The sequence below is a fragment of the Micromonospora sp. PLK6-60 genome (assembly GCF_019890675.1).
Lineage (GTDB): Bacteria > Actinomycetota > Actinomycetes > Mycobacteriales > Micromonosporaceae > Micromonospora.
In genome coordinates this window covers 101067-118935 of record NZ_JAIOAA010000009.1, presented here as the reverse complement: position 1 = coordinate 118935, position 17869 = coordinate 101067, and the positions used below count along the sequence as shown (strand labels likewise).

Genomic DNA, 17869 nt, shown 5'->3' with positions numbered 1-17869 from the left:
GTCTTGTCGATCCTTGCGCCGCGCCCGGCGGCACCCGGCCGACGCCCTAGGCTGGGCGGCATGCGGACGGTCACCACGCTGGCCCGGCACCCCGACTTCCGGATCGCCGCGGTGCGCTGCCGCGACGACCACGCCGGCTGGTCGGCGCCGGAGCCGAGCCGGGCGCACGGCGTGGTGCTCACCCGCCGGGGCGGCTTCCGGCGGCGCGGGCGCGACGGCGATGAATTCGTCGACCGCACGGTGGCCTACCTGACCGTGCCCGGCGAGGAGCAGCGGTTCGCCCATCCGGCCGGCGGTGACGACTGCACCTCGCTGCACCTGTCCGGCCGGCTGTGGCGGGACCTCTTCGCCGACCGGCCGGCGCCGGCCGTGCGGCACGTCGACGCCCGGATGGACCTGGCGCACCGGTTGCTGCTGCGCTCGGCCGCCGCCGGCGACCCGGACTACGCCGTCGCCGAGCGCCTGGTCCGGCTGGTCGGCGCCGCCACCGGGCCGGCCGGCGGCGGGCGGGACGGCCGGCTGGTCGAGCGGGCCCGGGCCGCGCTGCACGACCAGGATCCGGCCGCCGCCGGGCTGATCCCGCTGGCCCGCGCGCTGGCGGTGTCGCCGTACCGGCTGAGCCGGGAGTTCCAGGCGCGGGTGGGGGTGCCGCTGACCCGGTACCGGAACCGGCTGCGGGTCGGCCGGGCCCTGGACCGGCTGGAGCAGGGCGCGACGAACCTCGCCGACCTCGCCGCCGAGCTGGGCTTCACCGACCAGGCGCACCTGACCCGGACGGTCCGCGCCCAACTCGGGCACACCCCAGCACAGCTCCGCCGCCTGCTGGGTAAGGAAGGGCCCCTTGTTAACGCCTCCGGTAGAGCAGGGGCCCCCTATTAACACCTGCGGTCGCGCGCCCGGCCAGCGGCGGGCGGGGGTCAGGCCGGCGGCGGGCGGGGGTCAGGCCGGCGGGGGCGGGGTCAGGCCGGCAGGAAGGAGAAGCGGACCTGCCGGCTGGGGTTGTCGCCGTTGGTGTCGACCAGGCAGACCGACTGCCAGGTGCCGAGCTGGAGCCGGCCGCCGAGCACCGGCAGCGTCGCGTACGGCGGCACGAAGGCCGGCAGCACGTGGTCCCGCCCGTGCCCCGGCGAGCCGTGCCGGTGCCGCCAGCGGTCGTCGGTGGGCAGCAGGTCGTCGATCGCCCGCAGCAGGTCGTCGTCGGAGCCCGCGCCGGTCTCGATGATCGCCAGGCCGGCGGTGGCGTGCGGCACGAAGACGTGCAGCAGGCCGTCGCCCTGGCCGGCGACGAACCGCTCGGCCTCGCTCGTGATGTCCCGGACGGTCGGCCGCGACCCGGTCTGGACGGTGATCACCTCGCTGCGCATACGCCGCATTCTGCCCGACGGGCTCACCAACCGCCCCCGCTCTCGGCGCCGCCGTCCCCGGCGGTCCCGCCACCGTCGGGCGGCGGCTGTCCGACGCCGCCCCCGGAGTCGTCGTCGGATCGGCGCGGGCGGCGCGGGCGGCGGGCGTCGAGGATCAGCCCCGCGCCGAGCACCACCAGCATCAGGCCCGCGAAGACGAGCAGCAGTCGGTCGGGGTCGCCGGTGCGGAGCCCGTCCGCGCCGAACAGCCCCACCACGGGTCCGGCGAGGCACAGCAGGACACCGAGGACCACCAGCCGCCACCGCATGGCGGCAGGGTAGCCGGCCAGGTCGAGTCGGTCCCGGGCGAAGTTACTGCTCAGTACCTGTGTTCAGCGTCGCGTCTGTGCCAGGCGGAGGTGACGCAAGGTGCCACGAGGGGGCAGGATGGCGCTAGAGACCTGTCCCACACACAACCGAGGGAACGCCTGTGGCTACGGAACGCAAGCGCCCGGTGATCACCGCTGGTCTACCGAGCCAGCTTCCGGACATCGACCCCGAAGAGACCGGCGAATGGGTCGAGTCACTCGACGGTGTCATCGACGAGCGCGGAACCAAGCGCGCCCGGTACGTCATGCTGCGCCTGCTCGAGCGGGCCCGTGAGCGCCAGGTCGGGGTGCCGTCCCTGACCACCACCGACTACATCAACACCATCCCGCCGGAGCGGGAGCCCTGGTTCCCGGGCGACGAGCACATCGAGCGGCGGCTGCGGGCCTACATCCGCTGGAACGCCGCGATGCTGGTGCACCGGGCCCAGCGTCCCGAGATCGGCGTGGGCGGGCACATCTCCACCTTCGCCAGCTCGGCCTCGCTCTACGAGGTGGGCTTCAACCACTTCTTCCGGGGCAAGGACCACCCGGGCGGCGGCGACCACATCTTCTACCAGGGGCACGCCTCCCCCGGCATGTACGCGCGGGCCTTCCTGGAGGGGCGGCTGTCCGCCGACCAGTTGGACGGGTTCCGCCAGGAGCTGTCCCACCCGGGTGGCGGGCTGCCGTCGTACCCGCACCCGCGGCTGATGCCGGACTTCTGGGAGTTCCCCACGGTGTCCATGGGCCTCGGCCCGCTGAACGCGATCTACCAGGCCCGGTTCAACCGGTACCTGCACCACCGCGGCATCAAGGACACCTCCCAGCAGCACGTCTGGGCGTTCCTCGGCGACGGCGAGATGGACGAGGTCGAGTCGCTCGGCGCGATCGGCGTGGCCGCCCGCGAGGAGCTGGACAACCTCACCTTCGTGATCAACTGCAACCTGCAGCGCCTGGACGGCCCGGTCCGCGGCAACGGCAAGGTGATGCAGGAGCTGGAGGCGTTCTTCCGGGGCGCCGGCTGGAACGTGATCAAGGTCGTCTGGGGCCGGGAGTGGGACCCGCTGCTCGCGGCGGACACCGACGGCGCGCTTGTCAACCTGATGAACACCACGCCCGACGGCGACTACCAGACCTACAAGGCGGAGTCCGGGGCGTACGTGCGGGAGCACTTCTTCGGCCGCGACCCGCGCACTCGCAAGATGGTCGAGCAGCTCAGCGACGACGAGATCTGGAACCTCAAGCGGGGCGGGCACGACTACCGCAAGCTCTACGCGGCCTACAAGGCGGCGATGGAGCACACCGGCCAGCCGACGGTGATCCTCGCCAAGACCATCAAGGGCTGGACGCTGGGCTCGCACTTCGAGGCCCGCAACGCCACCCACCAGATGAAGAAGCTGACGCTGGAGGACTTGAAGCTCTTCCGCGACCGCCTCTACCTGGACATCCCGGACAAGCAGCTGGAGGAGAACCCGTACCTCCCGCCGTACTACTCGCTCGACGAGAAGTCCGACGAGCTGGCATACCTCAAGGAGCGGCGGCAGCAGCTCGGCGGCTACCTGCCGTCGCGCAACACCAGCCACAAGGTGCTGTCGATCCCGGGCAGCGAGCGGTTCTCCGACGTCAAGCGCGGCTCGGGCAAGCAGAAGGTGGCCACCACGATGGCCTTCGTCCGGCTGCTCAAGGACGTGCTGAAGGACAAGGAGTTCGGCAAGCGCTGGGTGCCGATCATCCCGGACGAGGCCCGGACCTTCGGCATGGACTCGCTCTTCCCGACGGCGAAGATCTACTCGCCGCACGGCCAGCGGTACACCTCGGTGGACCGGGAGCTGTTCCTGTCGTACAAGGAGTCGACCACCGGCCAGATCCTGCACGAGGGGATCAACGAGGCAGGTTCGGTGGCCTCGTTCACCGCGGCCGGCACCTCGTACGCCACCCACGGCGAGCCGATGATCCCGCTGTACATCTTCTACTCGATGTTCGGCTTCCAGCGCACCGGCGACGGGTTCTGGGCGGCAGCCGACCAGATGGCGCGGGGCTTCGTGCTCGGCGCGACCGCCGGGCGGACCACGCTCAACGGTGAGGGCCTCCAGCACGAGGACGGCCACTCGCTGCTGCTGGCCGCCACCAACCCGGCGGTGGTCGCCTACGACGCGGCGTTCGCGTACGAGCTGGCGCACATCATGGAGAACGGCCTGCACCGGATGTACGGCGAGGGGCAGGAGAACATCTTCTACTACCTCACCGTCTACAACGAGCCGATCCACCAGCCGGCGGAACCCTCCGACGTGGACGTGGAGGGCCTGCTCAAGGGCATCTACCGCTACTCCCCCGCGCCGAAGGTGGACGGTGACGCGCCGACGGCGCAGATCCTGGCCTCCGGCACCGGCATGCAGTGGGCGCTCAAGGCGCAGGAGCTGCTCGCCCAGGACTGGGGGGTGGCCGCCGACGTCTGGTCGGTGACCTCCTGGACCGAGCTGCGCCGGGACGCGGTGACGTGCGAGGAGCACAACCTGCTCAACCCGGGCAGCGAGCCGAAGGTGCCCTACGTACAGCAGAAGCTGGCCGACGCGGACGGGCCGAAGGTCGCGGTCAGCGACTGGATGCGCGCGGTGCCGGACCTGATCGCCCGCTGGGTGCCCGGCGACTACACCTCGCTCGGCACCGACGGGTTCGGCATGTCCGACACCCGGCACGCGCTGCGCCGCCACTTCCACGTCGACGCCGAGTCGGTGGTGGTCGCGACGCTGCGGCAGCTCGCCCTGCGCAAGGCGGTGCCGGCGAACGTGCCGGCCGAGGCCGCCAAGAAGTACGCGCTGGACGACGTCAACGCCGCCCCGGTCGGCGAGACCGGCGGCGACAGCTAGGTCGTACCGATTGAAGGGCCCGGCGCTTCCCGCGCCGGGCCCCTTCGTCGTCGCTGAGGTCGGGCGGCTGCCGTGCCCTTCCGTGATCACGCTCGATCCTGAATGTAGTGGCCTCGACGAGGTCGGGCGGCTGCCGTGCACTTCCATGATCACGCTCGATCCGGGAAGTAGTGGCCTCGACCTGGTGACAAGGCCACTACATCCAGGAAATTGCGCGATCTTGACCGGCGCGCGGTCCGCAGCGAACGGGGCGCGGGCGCGCGGGCGGCGCAGGTGCAGCCGGCGGCGCGGGTGAGCGCGGGCGCGGGTGAGCGCGGGCGCGGGTGAGCGCGGGCGCGGGTGAGCGCGGGCGCGGGTGAGCGCGGGTGAGCGGGCGGGACGGGGATCAGGCGGCGGCGAGGGTGGGCAGGGCGGCGCGGAGGCGGTCGCGGGCGGCGGTCAGGGCGGGCTCGCCGTGGCCGAAGCAGGCCAGGTCGGCGTCGAGGGCGGCCAGGCGGCGGAACGACTCGGCCGCCCGGGCGCGGTCGGTGTGGAAGACGCCGAAGATCACCTGCCCCGCGTACTCGGCCGCGACGTCGCCGGTGAAGAGCACCCGGTGCCCGGGCAGGTGCAGCGCGATGCTGCCGTCGGTATGGCCCGGCGTGCCCACCACCTCGGCGCCGCCGCCGAGGTCGAGCAGGTCGCCGTCGACCACCTCACGGTCGACGCGTACCGGCGGCGCCGGGGGCAGTCCGGCGGCGACCCGGGCGTGCAGCTCCCGCTCGGCGGCGGTGAAGGCCGGCGGCGGGCCGGGGCGCTCCCCGCGCAGCACCGGGGCGTCCGCGGCGTGCGCGACGACCTCCACGGCACCCCACCCGGCCACCTCGGCGGCGGCCCCGGCATGGTCGTCATGGAAGTGGGTGAGCACCACCCGACGCACGTCGGCGCGGGCGCGGCCGAGGCCACGCAGCGCCGCCTCGATGGCCGGCCCGGAGCCGGCCGGGCCGGGGTCGACGAGGGTGACGCCGTCGTCGTCCAGCCAGAGGTACGCCTGGAAGCCGCCGAGCAACACCCGGTGCAACCGCGGGCCGAGCCGATCCGTCATCGCCCCAGCCTAGAAGCGCCCCACCCACCCCGCCCCCTCCCTCTGCCGACGGCAGAACGCACCGACCACCCCGCGCCGCGACCGAAGGCAGCAACTTCACCGAAGATGCGGCCTCCCCGCGCCCGGAGGCAGCAACTTCACCGAAGTTGTCGCCTTCCGAGTGGCTACCCGGCCGGCGCGGGCGGCGGGCGGCGGGCGGCGGGCGGCGGGCGGGCAGGCGGCGGCGGGCGAGCAGGTGGGCAGGCGGCGGGCGAGCAGGCGGCCAGCGGGCGAGCGAGCGGCGGCGGGCGAGCGAGCGGCGATGGCGGGCGGGCCACGGTGGGGGTGGGCGGTTGAGTCAACGGTGGTCCGGTGCCCCTGGCGGGGACGCCGGACCACCGTTGTCGCGGGTGACGCCGGAGGACGTGGCCGCTCAGCCGACGGCGGCCAGGTCGGTCAGCCGGGCCAGCGAGTCCTCCAGGTCGGCGCCGACCCGACGCAGACCGAGCCGCAGCAGCGCGGCTTTGACCGGGCCGGCCGGCCAGCGTACGACGATCAGCCGCACGATCGTCCCGCCCTCTTCCTCGTCCCCGGTGAGCTGGACGTAGATCTCGGTGCGCGCCTCGGCCCGGGCGCCGGCGCCCTTGGCCCGCTCCCGCCAGCCGATCAGGGTCGGCTCCTGGTAGGCGATCACCTCGGCTTCGTGCGCCGCGCCGCGACCGGCCTGCACCAGTTGTCGTCGGCCGAAGCCCTCCCCGGAGAGCACCTCCGCCGCGCGGACCCCGGCCAGCCAGGCCGGCAACTGCTCGGCGCGCTGCACGACGTCCCACACCACTTCGATCGGCGCCTCGACATGGGCGCTGCGTTCCACGAGGATCATTTCTGTCTTTCCCCCACTTAAAACACATCCGCGATATTCATCACTGTATGCGTCAAAACGGACTTTCCCGGACGGGTTTGGAAAAGACACGCCGAAAACCCTTGCGCGCCGATCGTCGGCCGCCTATGGCGTAGCGACCGGCGAGGTCCTAGAGTTCCGAACACAATTCGCTTATTGCGGGAGGGTGGATGACGACCACGCCGATGCCCCGGTTCCCCGCCGAATTCCGCTGGGGCGTCTCCACCTCGGCCTACCAGATCGAGGGCGCCGCGTCCGCCGACGGGCGCGGGGCGTCCGTCTGGGACACCTTCGCCCACTCGCCCGGCCGGATCGCCGACGGCAGCACCGGCGACGTGGCCTGCGACCACTACCACCGGTACGCCGAGGACGTCGCGCTGCTGGCCGGGCTCGGGGTGTCCGCGTACCGGTTCTCGATCGCCTGGCCCCGGGTGCAGCCGACCGGGAGCGGCCCGGCCAACCCGGCCGGGCTCGACTTCTACGACCGGCTGGTGGACGCGCTGCTGGGCGTGGGCGTGGACCCGGTGGCCACCCTCTTCCACTGGGACCTGCCGCAGGCGCTCGAAGACGCCGGTGGCTGGCTGGCCCGGGACACCGCCGCCCGCTTCGCCGAGTACGCCGACCTGGTCGCCGCCCGGCTCGGCGACCGGGTCAAACTCTGGATCACCCTGAACGAGCCGTTCATCCACATGAGCCTCGGGCACGGCATGGGGGTGCACGCCCCGGGCCGGATGCTGCTCTTCGACGCCTTCCCGGTGGCCCACCACCAACTGCTCGGCCACGGGCTCGCGGTGTCCGCGCTGCGGGCCCGCAGCGCCAGCCCGGTGGCGATCGCGAACAACTACTCCCCGGTCCGGCTCGCCGGCGGCACCGACGCCGACCGGACCGCCGGGGCGGCGTACGACGCGCTGCACAACCGGCTCTTCACCGACCCGCTGCTCGGGCTGGGCTACCCCGACGCGCCGGGCCTCGACCTCAACGTGGTGCGCGACGGCGACCTGGCGGTGATCGCCGCCCCGATCGACGTGCTCGGGGTGAACTACTACAACCCGACCGGCATCCGGGCCGCAGAGGCGGACTCGCCGCTGCCGTTCGAGATCGTGCCGCTGGACGGGTACCCGCGCACCGCCTTCGACTGGCCGGTCGTCCCGGACGGGCTGCGCGACCTGCTCGTGGGGCTCCGCGACCGGTACGGCGACACGCTGCCGCCGATCCAGGTCACCGAGAGCGGCTGCGCGTACGACGACACCCCGGACGCCGACGGGCGGGTGCCCGACCCGGAGCGGATCGCGTACCTCGACGGGCACCTGCGCGCGGTGCGGGAGGCGATCGACGCCGGGGTGGACGTGACCGGATACTTCGTCTGGTCGCTGCTGGACAACTGGGAGTGGGCCGAGGGGTTCACCAAGCGGTTCGGGCTGGTGCACGTGGACTTCGCCACCCAGGCGCGTACCCCGAAGTCGTCGTACGCCTGGTTGCGGGATCTGATCCGGCCGTGACCACGGTGAACCCGACGCCGGCGTCGCTGCCGGCGGCGCTGGCCGAACCGACCGTGCCGGTCCGGCGGAGCTGGATCGCCCTGATCTTCGCGGCGAACCTCGGCGTCTGGATGGCCTTCTTCACCCCGATCCAGGTGCTGCTGCCGCAGCAGGTGGAGCGGATCGCGCCGGCCGACAAGGAGGCGATGCTGGCCGTCGTCACCGGCCTCGGCGCGCTCGCCGCGGTCCTCGCCAACCCGCTCGCCGGGGCGCTGTCGGACCGGACGGTGCTGCGGCTGGGCGGCCGGCACCTCGGCCGGCGGCACGTCTGGACCGCCACCGGGGCGGTGCTCGGCGCGGCGGCCCTGCTGCTGCTGGCCCGGCAGGACACCATCGCCGGGGTGGCGCTGGGCTGGGTCGCCGCGCAGGTCTGCTTCAACGCGATGCTGGCCAGCCTGACCGCGGCCATCCCGGACCGGGTGCCGGTCGTCCAGCGCGGCGGCGTCTCCGGCTGGGTGGGCATCCCGCAGGCGCTCGGCCTGGTGCTCGGCGCGGTGCTGGTCACCGCCGTGGTCACCGGCAACGCCGCCGGGTACGCCGCGATCGCCGCCGCGGTGCTGCTGCTGTCGCTGCCGTTCGCGCTGCTCACCGCCGACGACCCGCTGCCCCGGGAGCACCGGTCGGCGCTGCGGCTGCGGACCCTGGCCGCCTCGATGTGGATCGACCCGCGCCGGCACCCCGACTTCGCCTGGGCCTGGATCACCCGGTTCCTGGTCCAGCTCGGCAACGCGCTCGGCACCCTCTACCTGCTCTACTTCCTCACCGACGGGGTCGGCGTGGCGGACCCCGAGGGCGGGCTGCTGGTGCTGATCCTGCTCTACACGCTCGGCATGATGCTCACCGCCGTGGTCGCCGGGCGGCTGTCGGACCGTACCGGCCGGCGGAAGGTCTTCGTGATCACCTCCGGCGGGATCATGGCGGTGGCCGCGCTGCTGCTGGCACTGGCACCGCGCTGGCCGATGGCGGTCGCCGCCGCGCTGCTGCTCGGCGCCGGCTACGGGGTCTACCTGGCGGTGGACGCCGCGCTGATCACCCAGGTGCTGCCCGCCGCCACCGACCGGGCCAAGGACCTCGGCGTGATCAACATCGCCAACTCGGCGCCCCAGGTGCTCGGCCCGGCGCTGTCCGCCCCGATCGTGGTGCACCTGGGCGGCTACCCGGCCCTGTACGCGGCCACCGCGGCGGTCACCGTCCTGGGCAGCGTGCTGGTGTTGAAGATCCGCTCGGTGCCCTGAGGTGTTAACAGGGGGCCCCGCCTATACCGAATGCGTTAACAAGGGCCCCCTCCTTAACCGCTGGCCGGCGGCCGTAGGCTGGGGGACGTGACGGTACGTGTACGCTTCGCCCCTTCCCCGACCGGAATGTTCCACGTCGGCGGTGCCCGCTCGGCCCTGCAGAACTGGATCTTCGCCAGGCAGCAGGGCGGGGTGTTCGTGCTCCGCGTCGAGGACACCGACGCCGCCCGCAACAAGCCCGAGTGGACCGAGGGCATCCTGTCCGCGCTGGACTGGATCGGCATCGAGCGGGGCAGCTACGAGGGCCCGTACTTCCAGTCGTCGTACGCCGGTGAGCACCGGGCCGCGGCGCAGCGGCTGTACGACAGCGGCCGGGCGTACTACTGCGACTGCACCCGGGAGGCGGTGCAGGCCCGTACCGGTTCCCAGTACCAGGGCTACGACGGCTTCTGCCGGGACCGCGCGCTCGGCCCGGGCGAGGGGCGGGCGTTGCGCTTCCGCACCCCGGACACCGGCGAGACCGTGGTGGTCGACCTGATCCGCGGCGAGCCCACCTTCGAGAACAAGCTGATCGAGGACTTCGTCATCGCCCGCGGCGACGGCTCCCCGGTGTTCCTGCTGGCCAACGTGGTCGACGACATGACCATGGGGATCACCCACGTGATCCGCGCCGAGGAGCACCTGCCCAACACCCCGAAGCAGCAGCTGCTCTGGGACGCCCTGGGGGTCAAGCCGCCGGTCTGGGCGCACGTGCCGGTGGTGGTCAACGAGAAGCGGCAGAAGCTGTCCAAGCGGCGGGACAAGGTCGCCCTGGAGGCGTACCGGGACGAGGGCTACCTCGCCGCCGCGATGCGCAACTACCTGATGCTGCTCGGCTGGGCGCCGTCCGGCGACCGGGAGATCGTGCCCTGGTCGGTGATCGAGGAGGAGTTCCGGTTGACGGAGGTCAACCCCTCCCCGGCCTTCTTCGACGAGAAGAAGCTGCGCGCGTTCAACGGCGAGTACATTCGCGCGCTGCCGGTCGACGAGTTCGTGGCCGCCTGCCAGCCCTGGCTGACCGGCACCGACACCATCGCGCCGCCGCCGTGGCAGCCCGAGGAGTTCGACCCCGCCGCGTTCGCCGCCGTCGCGCCGCTGGCGCAGACCCGGATCGCGGTGCTCAGCGAGATCGTGCCCAACCTCGACTTCCTCTTCCTGGCCTCGCCGCTGATCGACGAGGCGGCCTGGGCCAAGGCGATGAAGGAGGGCGCGGCCGAGCTGCTGGACGCGGCGATCGCCGCGTTCGAGGCGCTGGCGTCCTGGGACGCCGACTCGCTCAAGTCGACGCTGGAGGCGGTCGGCGCCGAGCGCGGCCTCAAGCTCGGCAAGGCACAGGCGCCGGTCCGGGTGGCCGTCACCGGCCGGACCGTCGGCCTGCCGCTCTTCGAGTCCCTGGAGGTGCTCGGCCGGGAGCGCACCCTCACCCGGCTGCGCGCCGCCCGCGTCCGCCTGCCCTGACCGGCCCGCGCCCCCGCCCGGCCCGGGACGTTGGGGCGGGTGGGGCGTTGGGGCGGGTTGCGGCGGGTGGGGTCTTCCGGCGGCGCGGACGGTCCGACTTGCCGCATGTCGTGCCGGGCGCGCCCCACGGGCCGGCGCAGCGCGGCGGCGCACTGCGCCAGCGCACGGCGACGGCTCAGAGCAGGCCGGCGGCCATCGCGGTGGTCACCGCCGCGGTGCGGTCGGAGACGCCGAGCTTGGCGAAGCTGCGCAGCAGGTGCGTCTTGACGGTCGCCTCGCCGATGTGCAGCTCGCGTCCGATCTCGGCGTTGGACAGGCCCCGGGCGACGAGCCGCAGCACCTCGGTCTCGCGCGGCGACAGCGACTCCCGGGCGGGGCGGCGCACCTGGTGCAGCAGCCGGGTCGCCACCGACGGGGCGAGCACGGTGCCGCCCCGGGCGGCGGTGCGCACGGCCTGCACCAGGTCGGCCCGGGAGACGTCCTTCAGCAGGTAGCCGGCGGCGCCGGCCTCCACTGCCCGCAGGATGTCGGCGTCGGTCTCGTAGGTGGTCAGCACCACCACCCGGGTCGCCGGGGCCGCGGCCAGCACCTGCGCGGTCGCCGCGACCCCGTCCAGGCCGGGCATCCGCAGGTCCATGAGCACCACGTCGGGCCGCAGCGCCCGCGCGGCGGTCACCGCCTCCGCGCCGGAGGCCGCCTCGCCGACCACGGCCAGGTCCGGCTCGCCGTCGAGCATCCCGGCCACCCCGGCCCGGACCACCGGGTGGTCGTCGACCAGCAGGATCGAGATCACGGGTACGGCACCTCCACCCGCACCGTCGTGCCGTCGCCCGGGGCGGAGCGGACGGCCAGCCGGCCGCGTACCTGGTCGAGTCGGGCGCGCATGCCGGCCAGCCCGTACCCGCCGCCGGGCCGGTCCGGGTCGAAGCCGGCGCCGTCGTCGACCACCTGGAGCACGACGGCGTCCGGGTGGTGCTCCAGCAGCACCGCCACCGTGCCGGCCGCGGCGTGCCGCCGGGCGTTGGTCAGGGCCTCCTGGGTGGCGCGCAGCAGCACCACCTCCACCGCGGTCGGCAGCGGCCGGTCGGTGTCCGGCACGACGCAGGTGGCCGGCACGCCGGTCTCCCGGGCGAACCGCTCCACCAGCCGGCGCACGGCCTGGGCCAGCGACGAGCCGGCCAGCTCACCGGGGGTGAGGGCGGCGACGAGCGCACGCACCTCGGCCAGGTTGTCCCGCGCCGTGTCGACCGCCAGGCGCAGGTGCCGGCGGGCCGTGGCCCGGTCGCGGTCCAGGTCGGCCTCGGCGGCCTGGACCAGCAGCACCACGCTGGACAGCCCCTGGGCGACGGTGTCGTGGATGTCGGCGGCCAGCCGCTGCCGCTCCGCGGTCACCCCCGCCTGGCGGGAGAGCCGGGCCACCTCGTCGCGCGACCGGCCCAGTTCGGCGATCAGCTCGGCCCGCCGCTCGCTCTCGGCGACGGTGTGCTGCGACCAGACCCCGACCATCGACACCACGGCCGCCACCAGGGCCGCGATCAGCGCCGGCCCGGTGACGTCGGCCAGGTTGTCGGCGCGCGCCGCGAGGACCACCACGTGCACGGCGTTGAGCGCCAGCACCGCGCCGACCGCCGGCACGGCGGGCAGCACCATGAACGCCTGCGGGCAGAGCGCGAAGAGCAGGAAGCTGGCCGAGGTGGAGGCCAGCACGGCGGGCAGGTAGAGGACGAACACGCCGGCCAGGTAGAGCCAGCCGCGCCGGTCCTCGAGGCCGTCGCGCATCAGCGGCCGGCCGAAGGCGACGTACCAGGCGGTGAGCGCGCCGAACAGGACCACCGCCGTGGCCCGGTCGGCGCCGGGACGGCTGGGGTCGGCGGCCACGGCGGCGCCGACCCCGAGCACGGTGATCGCGAAGTAGCCGTCCCACAGTGGGAACCGGGCCGTCCACCCCGAGGTGGCCGCCGGCGTGGTGCCGCTCACCGGTCCCGCCGGCCCCGCCAGCGGAACGTGGTCAGACACAGGACGAGGCCTCCGATGCACCAGGCGGCGAGCACGAGCGCGATCCGGCCGTGCTCCCAGGAGGGTACGACCTCCTGCGCAAGGATGGTGTCGGGCAGGAACACCGACCGGAAACCCTGCGCCATCCACTTGAGTGGGAACAGCGAGCCGGCGGTGACCAGCGGTCCGGGTAGCTGACCGACCGGGGTGAAATAGATGCCGGAGATGAAGGCCAGCACCAGGTAGGGCAGGTTCGTCACCGCGGCGGCGCTGCGGGCCGACCCGGCGAGGCTGCTCACGGCGATGCCCAGCAGCGAGCAGGCGGTCACGCCGAGCAGGAACACCCAGCCGAAGGTGAGCCAGCGGGCCGGGTCCGTCGGCACCGTCAGGTCGAAGCCCACCACGCCGATCACCAGCAGCAGCCCCGCCTCCACAACGGTGATCAGCAACGCGGTCACGGCCTTGCCGAGGAAGTACGCCGACGGCGGCATCGGCATCCCGCGCAGCCGCTTGAGGGTGCCGTCGTCGCGGTCCGCGGCGATGCCCGTGCCGAGGTTGACGAAGGTCGTCGAGGCCACCCCGGCGGCGATCATGCTGGGCGCCAGGTACTGGGCCGTGGTGACGTCGCTGCCCGGGTAGACCCCGTCGAACATCGCGCCCAGCAGGACGAAGACGACGATCGGCAGCGAGAGGGTGAAGACGACCGCGTCCCGCTCGCGGAAGAACGTCTTCAGCTCCACCCCGGCGCGGTGCAGGCCGAGCAGGGCGGCGGATCGACGGAGTGCGAAGGTCCTCACGAGTGGTCTCCGATCAGGTCCAGGTACACGTCCTCCAGGCTGGGCCGGGTCACGGTCAGGCCCGGCACCGGGCCGCCGTAGCGGCGGGTCAGCTCGGCGACGAGGGCGGCCGGGTCGTCGGTGTTCTGCGCGCCGTCGGCCCAGCGCACCAGCGTGCGGCTCGCCCGGCCGGCCAGCGTCGCCGGCTCACCCTCGGCCACCACCCGGCCGGCGGCGATCACCACGATCCGGTCGGCCAGTTCCTCGGCCTCCTCCAGGTGGTGGGTGGTGAGCAGGACGGTGGTGCCGTCCCGGCCGGCCAGGGATCGGATCAGCCCCCAGAACCGGCGGCGGGCCTGCGGGTCGAACCCGGTGGTCGGCTCGTCGAGGAAGAGCAGCCGGGGCCGGCCGACGACCCCGATCGCCACGTCGAGGCGGCGGCGCTGCCCGCCGGAGAGGGTCCGGACCCGGGCGCCGGCCTTGCCGGTGAGCCCGACCAGCTCGATCGCCTCGTCGGGGTCCCGGGGCCGGGGGAAGTAGCGGGCGAAGTGCCGCACGCTCTCGCGTACGGTCAGCTCGCCGAGGTCGGCGCAGTGCTGCGGGACGATCCCGATCTCGGCCCGCCAGTCGAGCCCCGCGTGGCCGGGGTCCCGGCCCAGCACGCTGACGGTGCCGCCGTCACGGTCGCGGTGGCCCGCCAGGATCTCCACCGCGCTGGTCTTGCCCGCGCCGTTCGGGCCGAGCAGGGCGAGCACCTCGCCGGTCGCGACGTCCAGGTCCAGGTCGGTCAGGGCGGTCACGGGGCCGTACGCCTTGCGGAGTCCGCGCACCCGGACCGCGGGGTTCTCGGTCATGCTCCGATCGTCGGTCCGGGGTGGAGCCCGCCGCGACGACCGGTCGACGGAACCGCGCTGTCCGTCGGTCGGTGGACCCCGCGCGGCGGCCGACCAGGGCGGGTCGGGTCAGCGGGCCCGGCGTCGGCGGACGAACACGGCCGCCGCCAGCACGGCGAGCACGGCCACCGCGACCAGCGGCCACCGCCAGCGGGAACCGTCCCCGGTGGACGCGCCGGTCGCCACCGGATCGGCGCTGCTCGGGGCGGCGCCGGTGGCCGGGGTGGCGGGGCCGGTCGTGGCCGGTGCGGACGGGGCCGCGGGTGACGACGGGGCCAGCTGGGGCGTCGCGGCGGGCGTCGTCCCCCGGGTGACGGTGAACCGCACCTCGCCCTTGATCGGGTGCCCGTCGGCCGAGCCGACCCGGTAGGCCACCACGTATTCCCCGGCCGGACCGGCCGCCAGCGGCACCAGGACCCGGCTGCCGGCGAACCGGGGCGGGCCGCCGGCGGCCGGCGCGTCGCCCGGGCCGGTCACCGTGATGGTGGTGTTGTCCGCGTTCACCTTCGCCAGGAAACGCAGCTCCACCTGCGCGGGGGCGGTCGTCACCCGGGCGCCCTTGGCCGGGGTGCTGCCGGTGAACGAGTTGTGCGCGGCGGCCGGCGCGGCCGGGAACATGAGCGAAACACCGAGCGCCACGCCGAATACGACTAGCCACTCACGAGTGACCCGTGCGACCCTGCCCCCCATGAACCCCTCCGCAACGGTACGATCCGCCCACCGGTCGGGGGGCTGACAGTTAGTCGGACCGGGTTCCCAGATAGTTCCAATTAGCGTTCCAGCAGATGCAACCGAGTGACGTTCCACGGAGTCTTTCTGGTGGTGACCGGGATCGTGCCGGTGACCGCCGGCGACCGACCTGACGCGTGACCGGCAGCTAGAGCCATCCATCGATACCGGGGGCGAGGAGGCAGCGATGGTCCGACGGGTGAGGTGGTGGGCCACCGTACTGATCGGTGGTGTGCTGGCGGGCGCGCTGGCGGTGACCGGACCGGCGGTGGCCGACCCGACGAACCCGGTGTCGAGACCGGGGCCGACCGCCGGGGTGCAGATCAGCGGCGACGGGATGGCCGAGCCGCTGCGGCTGCGCTCGCCCGAGCAGCGTCCCCAGGTGCTGGCCGTCATCGACCAGGTCGACTGGATCGGCCGGGTGGGCCGCGCCAAGGCTCCCGCGAAGGCCGACCTCGGGCGCAAGTTCACCGTGGTGGTGTACGCCGGGGACAAGGCCACCCGCACCTTCGACCTCTACCCCTACGCCAAGGGCGGCCCGCGGATCTTCCGGCCGGCCAAGCAGCCCGGGACGCGGGCGGTCAACGCCGGCTGGTTCCTCGGCCGGCTGAACATGTCGGAGACGCTGCGCAGCGTGGGCGTGCCGGTCGAGCGGACCTTCGACACCATCTCCGGCGGCGTCGGCGGCGGCGAGCGGGTCATCCCGGAGGACGCGCTCAACCCGGCCGGGGAGATCGACGACGCCCTCGGTGAGCTGCGCCGCCTGCTGCTGCTCAACGTCTCGGTGGTGCTGGTGATCACCGTCGGCATCGCCGGGATCGCCTGGCTGATCCGCCGCCGCACCCGCTGAGCGGCGACCCGTCGGGGTCGGCCCCGCGGGTCAGCACCAGCGGCGCGGTGGCCGCTCCCGGCGGTGGACCCGCTGCCGGGGACGGACCGGGCCGTGCCGGTGCGCCCCGGCCCAGCCGGCGACCTCGTTGCGGCAACCCGTCGGCTCGGCCTCGGCGGCCGGTGGCTCCCCGGCCCGCTGCCGGGGCACCTGCGGCTCCTCGTCGGCGCGACCGGCCAGGCCCGGCGTCTCCGCCGGGTGGGGCAGGCCGGGCAGCCGCCGGTGGTGCTTGCCGCCGTTGGGGTGCTCCTGGTGGCCCGGGCGGCAGGACTCGTCCTGGGTGCAGCCGTCGGCCTCCCCGTGCGCCATGCCGGCCTCCTCACCTGTCGCCAACCCGCCGGGCGGTCGTCCCGACGTGCCCTGCCACCGTACTGGCCGCCCCCGACGGCTCGTGCGGCGGTTACCCCTGCTCGCGGGCGGCGCGTCGGGCGGAGATCATCCCTCGACCTGGGACGCCGGCCGCCCGGGCCGGCGTGCAGCCGTCACCGGCCGACATGTCAGGCTGGACGGGTGAGCGAGCCGGGCGGGAGTGAACTGTCGGCCACGCTGCGCCGCATCGAACGCGCGGCGGGGGCGCTGGCCACCGCGAGCGTGGCGCGGATGGACGAGTCCCTGCCGTGGTTCCGGGAGCTGCCCGCCGACCAGCGGTCCTGGGTCATGCTGGTGGCCCAGGCCGGCGTCCGGTCGCTGGTGCAGTGGCTGCACTCGGGCGGCGGCACGGTGGACAGCACCCAGGAGGTCTCCGACGAGGTCTTCGCCACCGCCCCCCAGGCGCTCGCCCGCTCGATCACCCTCCAGCAGACCGTCGCGCTGATCCGGGTGACCATCGAGGTGGTCGAGGAGCAGGTCTACCGGCTGGCCGCGCCGGGCGAGGAGCAGCAGTTGCGCGACGCGGTGCTGCGCTTCTCCCGGGAGATCGCCTTCGCCGCCGCCCGGGTGTACGCCCGGGCCGCGGAGTCGCGCGGCTCGTGGGACGCCCGGTTGCAGGCCCTGCTGGTGGACGCGCTGCTGCGCGGCGACTCCCCCGACGTGCTGGCCAGCCGCGCGGCCGCGCTGGGCTGGACCGACGCGCCGCCGGTGGCGGTCGCGGTGGGCCGTTCCCCGGGCGGCGAGGTCGCCGCCGTGCTGCACACCGTCTACCGGCACGCCCGCCGGATCGGTGTCGAGGTGATCGGCGGCGTGCACGGCGACCGGCTGGTCATCGTGCTGGGTGGCGCGGCGGACCCGGCCGGCGCCACGGAGAAACTGCTGCCGGCGTTCGGGGACGGGCCGGTGGTGGTCGGCCCGGCGGTGCCGAGTTTGGACGAGGCGACCGACTCGGCCCGGGCGGCGCTGGCCGGCTTCCGGGCCGCCCCGGCCTGGCCCACCGCGCCCCGCCCGGTGGCCGCCGGCGACCTGCTGCCGGAGCGGGCGCTGGCCGGCGACGGCGAGGCGCGCCGGCGGTTGCGCCGGGACGTGTACGGGCCGCTGGTCCGCGCCGGGGGCGAGCTGCTGGAGACGCTGGACGCCTTCTTCGCCGCCGGCGGCACGCTGGAGAGCGCCGCCCGGGCGCTCTACGTGCACCCGAACACGGTGCGTTACCGGCTGCGCCGGATCGCCGAGGTGACCGGCTTCTCGCCGCTGGTCCCCCGGGACGCGTTCGCCCTCCAGGTGGCCCTGACGGTGGGCCGGCTGGACCCGGTGGTCCCGCTGGCCCCGACCCAGACATGAAACCCAGCAGCCGGCAAAACGGGACAGACCACTGATCATCTTCACCGATCTTTGGAGGAACCCTCCAA

Annotated in this window: 17 protein-coding genes; 7 read left to right on the top strand and 10 right to left on the bottom strand. The window is 74.1% G+C overall.

Annotated elements, in window-relative coordinates:
* Positions 1-60: 60 nt before the first annotated feature.
* Positions 61-879 carry an AraC family transcriptional regulator gene (locus K7640_RS18700; protein WP_222956153.1) on the top strand — a complete coding sequence of 273 codons (819 nt, stop codon included), beginning with the start codon at positions 61-63 and terminating at the stop codon, positions 877-879.
* Positions 880-959: 80 nt separating this feature from the next.
* Here K7640_RS18700 and K7640_RS18695 read toward each other — a convergent pair whose 3' ends face one another.
* Positions 960-1364 carry a YjbQ family protein gene (locus tag K7640_RS18695; protein ID WP_222956152.1) on the bottom strand — a complete coding sequence of 135 codons (405 nt, stop codon included), beginning with the start codon at positions 1362-1364 and terminating at the stop codon, positions 960-962.
* Between the two features lie 23 nt (positions 1365-1387).
* Positions 1388-1672, bottom strand: a complete 285-nt coding sequence (locus tag K7640_RS18690; protein WP_222956151.1) for a hypothetical protein — start codon at positions 1670-1672, stop codon at positions 1388-1390.
* Between the two features lie 161 nt (positions 1673-1833).
* On the opposite strand from K7640_RS18690, the gene aceE reads away from it, so the two are divergent.
* Entirely contained in the window at positions 1834-4578 is a 2745-nt protein-coding gene (gene aceE / locus K7640_RS18685; RefSeq protein ID WP_222956150.1) for a pyruvate dehydrogenase (acetyl-transferring), homodimeric type, read from the top strand.
* Between the two features lie 385 nt (positions 4579-4963).
* Here aceE and K7640_RS18680 read toward each other — a convergent pair whose 3' ends face one another.
* Together K7640_RS18680 and K7640_RS18675 are read right to left on the bottom strand one after the other, a co-directional pair.
* Entirely contained in the window at positions 4964-5662 is a 699-nt protein-coding gene (locus K7640_RS18680; RefSeq protein ID WP_222956149.1) for an MBL fold metallo-hydrolase, read from the bottom strand.
* Positions 5663-6074: 412 nt separating this feature from the next.
* Positions 6075-6521 (bottom strand): SRPBCC domain-containing protein, encoded by a 447-nt coding sequence (locus tag K7640_RS18675; protein WP_222956148.1) that lies wholly within the window; start codon positions 6519-6521, stop codon positions 6075-6077.
* Positions 6522-6709: 188 nt separating this feature from the next.
* Here K7640_RS18675 and K7640_RS18670 point away from each other — a divergent pair, with 188 nt between their 5' ends.
* From K7640_RS18670 to gltX, 3 genes are all read left to right on the top strand, one after another.
* Positions 6710-8038: a GH1 family beta-glucosidase gene (locus tag K7640_RS18670; RefSeq protein ID WP_222956147.1), complete on the top strand. Its 1329-nt coding sequence runs from the start codon at positions 6710-6712 to the stop codon at positions 8036-8038.
* Positions 8035-9312, top strand: coding sequence for an MFS transporter (locus K7640_RS18665; protein ID WP_222956146.1), 1278 nt, complete (start codon positions 8035-8037; stop codon positions 9310-9312). The genes K7640_RS18670 and K7640_RS18665 overlap by 4 nt, the downstream gene beginning before the upstream one ends.
* A gap of 87 nt (positions 9313-9399) precedes the next feature.
* The gene (gene gltX / locus K7640_RS18660; RefSeq protein ID WP_222956145.1) at positions 9400-10809 is read left to right on the top strand and encodes a glutamate--tRNA ligase; all 1410 of its coding nucleotides are present in this window, start codon (positions 9400-9402) and stop codon (positions 10807-10809) included.
* Positions 10810-10984: 175 nt separating this feature from the next.
* On the opposite strand, the gene K7640_RS18655 is transcribed toward gltX, so the two are convergent.
* From K7640_RS18655 to K7640_RS18635, 5 genes are all read right to left on the bottom strand, one after another.
* On the bottom strand, positions 10985-11602 hold the full coding sequence (locus K7640_RS18655) for a response regulator transcription factor (RefSeq protein ID WP_222956144.1): 618 nt from the start codon (positions 11600-11602) through the stop codon (positions 10985-10987).
* Positions 11599-12786 (bottom strand): sensor histidine kinase, encoded by a 1188-nt coding sequence (locus K7640_RS30860; protein ID WP_308042595.1) that lies wholly within the window; start codon positions 12784-12786, stop codon positions 11599-11601. Before K7640_RS30860 ends, K7640_RS18655 begins: the two co-directional genes overlap by 4 nt.
* Entirely contained in the window at positions 12783-13601 is an 819-nt protein-coding gene (locus tag K7640_RS18645; RefSeq protein WP_308042594.1) for an ABC transporter permease, read from the bottom strand. Before K7640_RS18645 ends, K7640_RS30860 begins: the two co-directional genes overlap by 4 nt.
* Positions 13598-14434: an ABC transporter ATP-binding protein gene (locus K7640_RS18640; RefSeq protein WP_222956143.1), complete on the bottom strand. Its 837-nt coding sequence runs from the start codon at positions 14432-14434 to the stop codon at positions 13598-13600. The genes K7640_RS18645 and K7640_RS18640 overlap by 4 nt, the downstream gene beginning before the upstream one ends.
* A gap of 108 nt (positions 14435-14542) precedes the next feature.
* A complete protein-coding gene (locus K7640_RS18635; protein ID WP_308042593.1) occupies positions 14543-15112 on the bottom strand; it encodes a copper resistance protein CopC in 570 nt (189 codons plus the stop codon).
* 277 nt (positions 15113-15389) lie between these two features.
* Here K7640_RS18635 and K7640_RS18630 point away from each other — a divergent pair, with 277 nt between their 5' ends.
* Positions 15390-16052 carry a hypothetical protein gene (locus K7640_RS18630; RefSeq protein WP_222956141.1) on the top strand — a complete coding sequence of 221 codons (663 nt, stop codon included), beginning with the start codon at positions 15390-15392 and terminating at the stop codon, positions 16050-16052.
* Between the two features lie 30 nt (positions 16053-16082).
* Here the strand turns inward: K7640_RS18630 and K7640_RS18625 are convergent, their stop codons facing one another.
* Entirely contained in the window at positions 16083-16400 is a 318-nt protein-coding gene (locus tag K7640_RS18625; protein WP_222956140.1) for a hypothetical protein, read from the bottom strand.
* A gap of 201 nt (positions 16401-16601) precedes the next feature.
* Here K7640_RS18625 and K7640_RS18620 point away from each other — a divergent pair, with 201 nt between their 5' ends.
* Positions 16602-17801 (top strand): PucR family transcriptional regulator, encoded by a 1200-nt coding sequence (locus K7640_RS18620; protein ID WP_222956139.1) that lies wholly within the window; start codon positions 16602-16604, stop codon positions 17799-17801.
* Positions 17802-17869 lie beyond the last annotated feature (68 nt).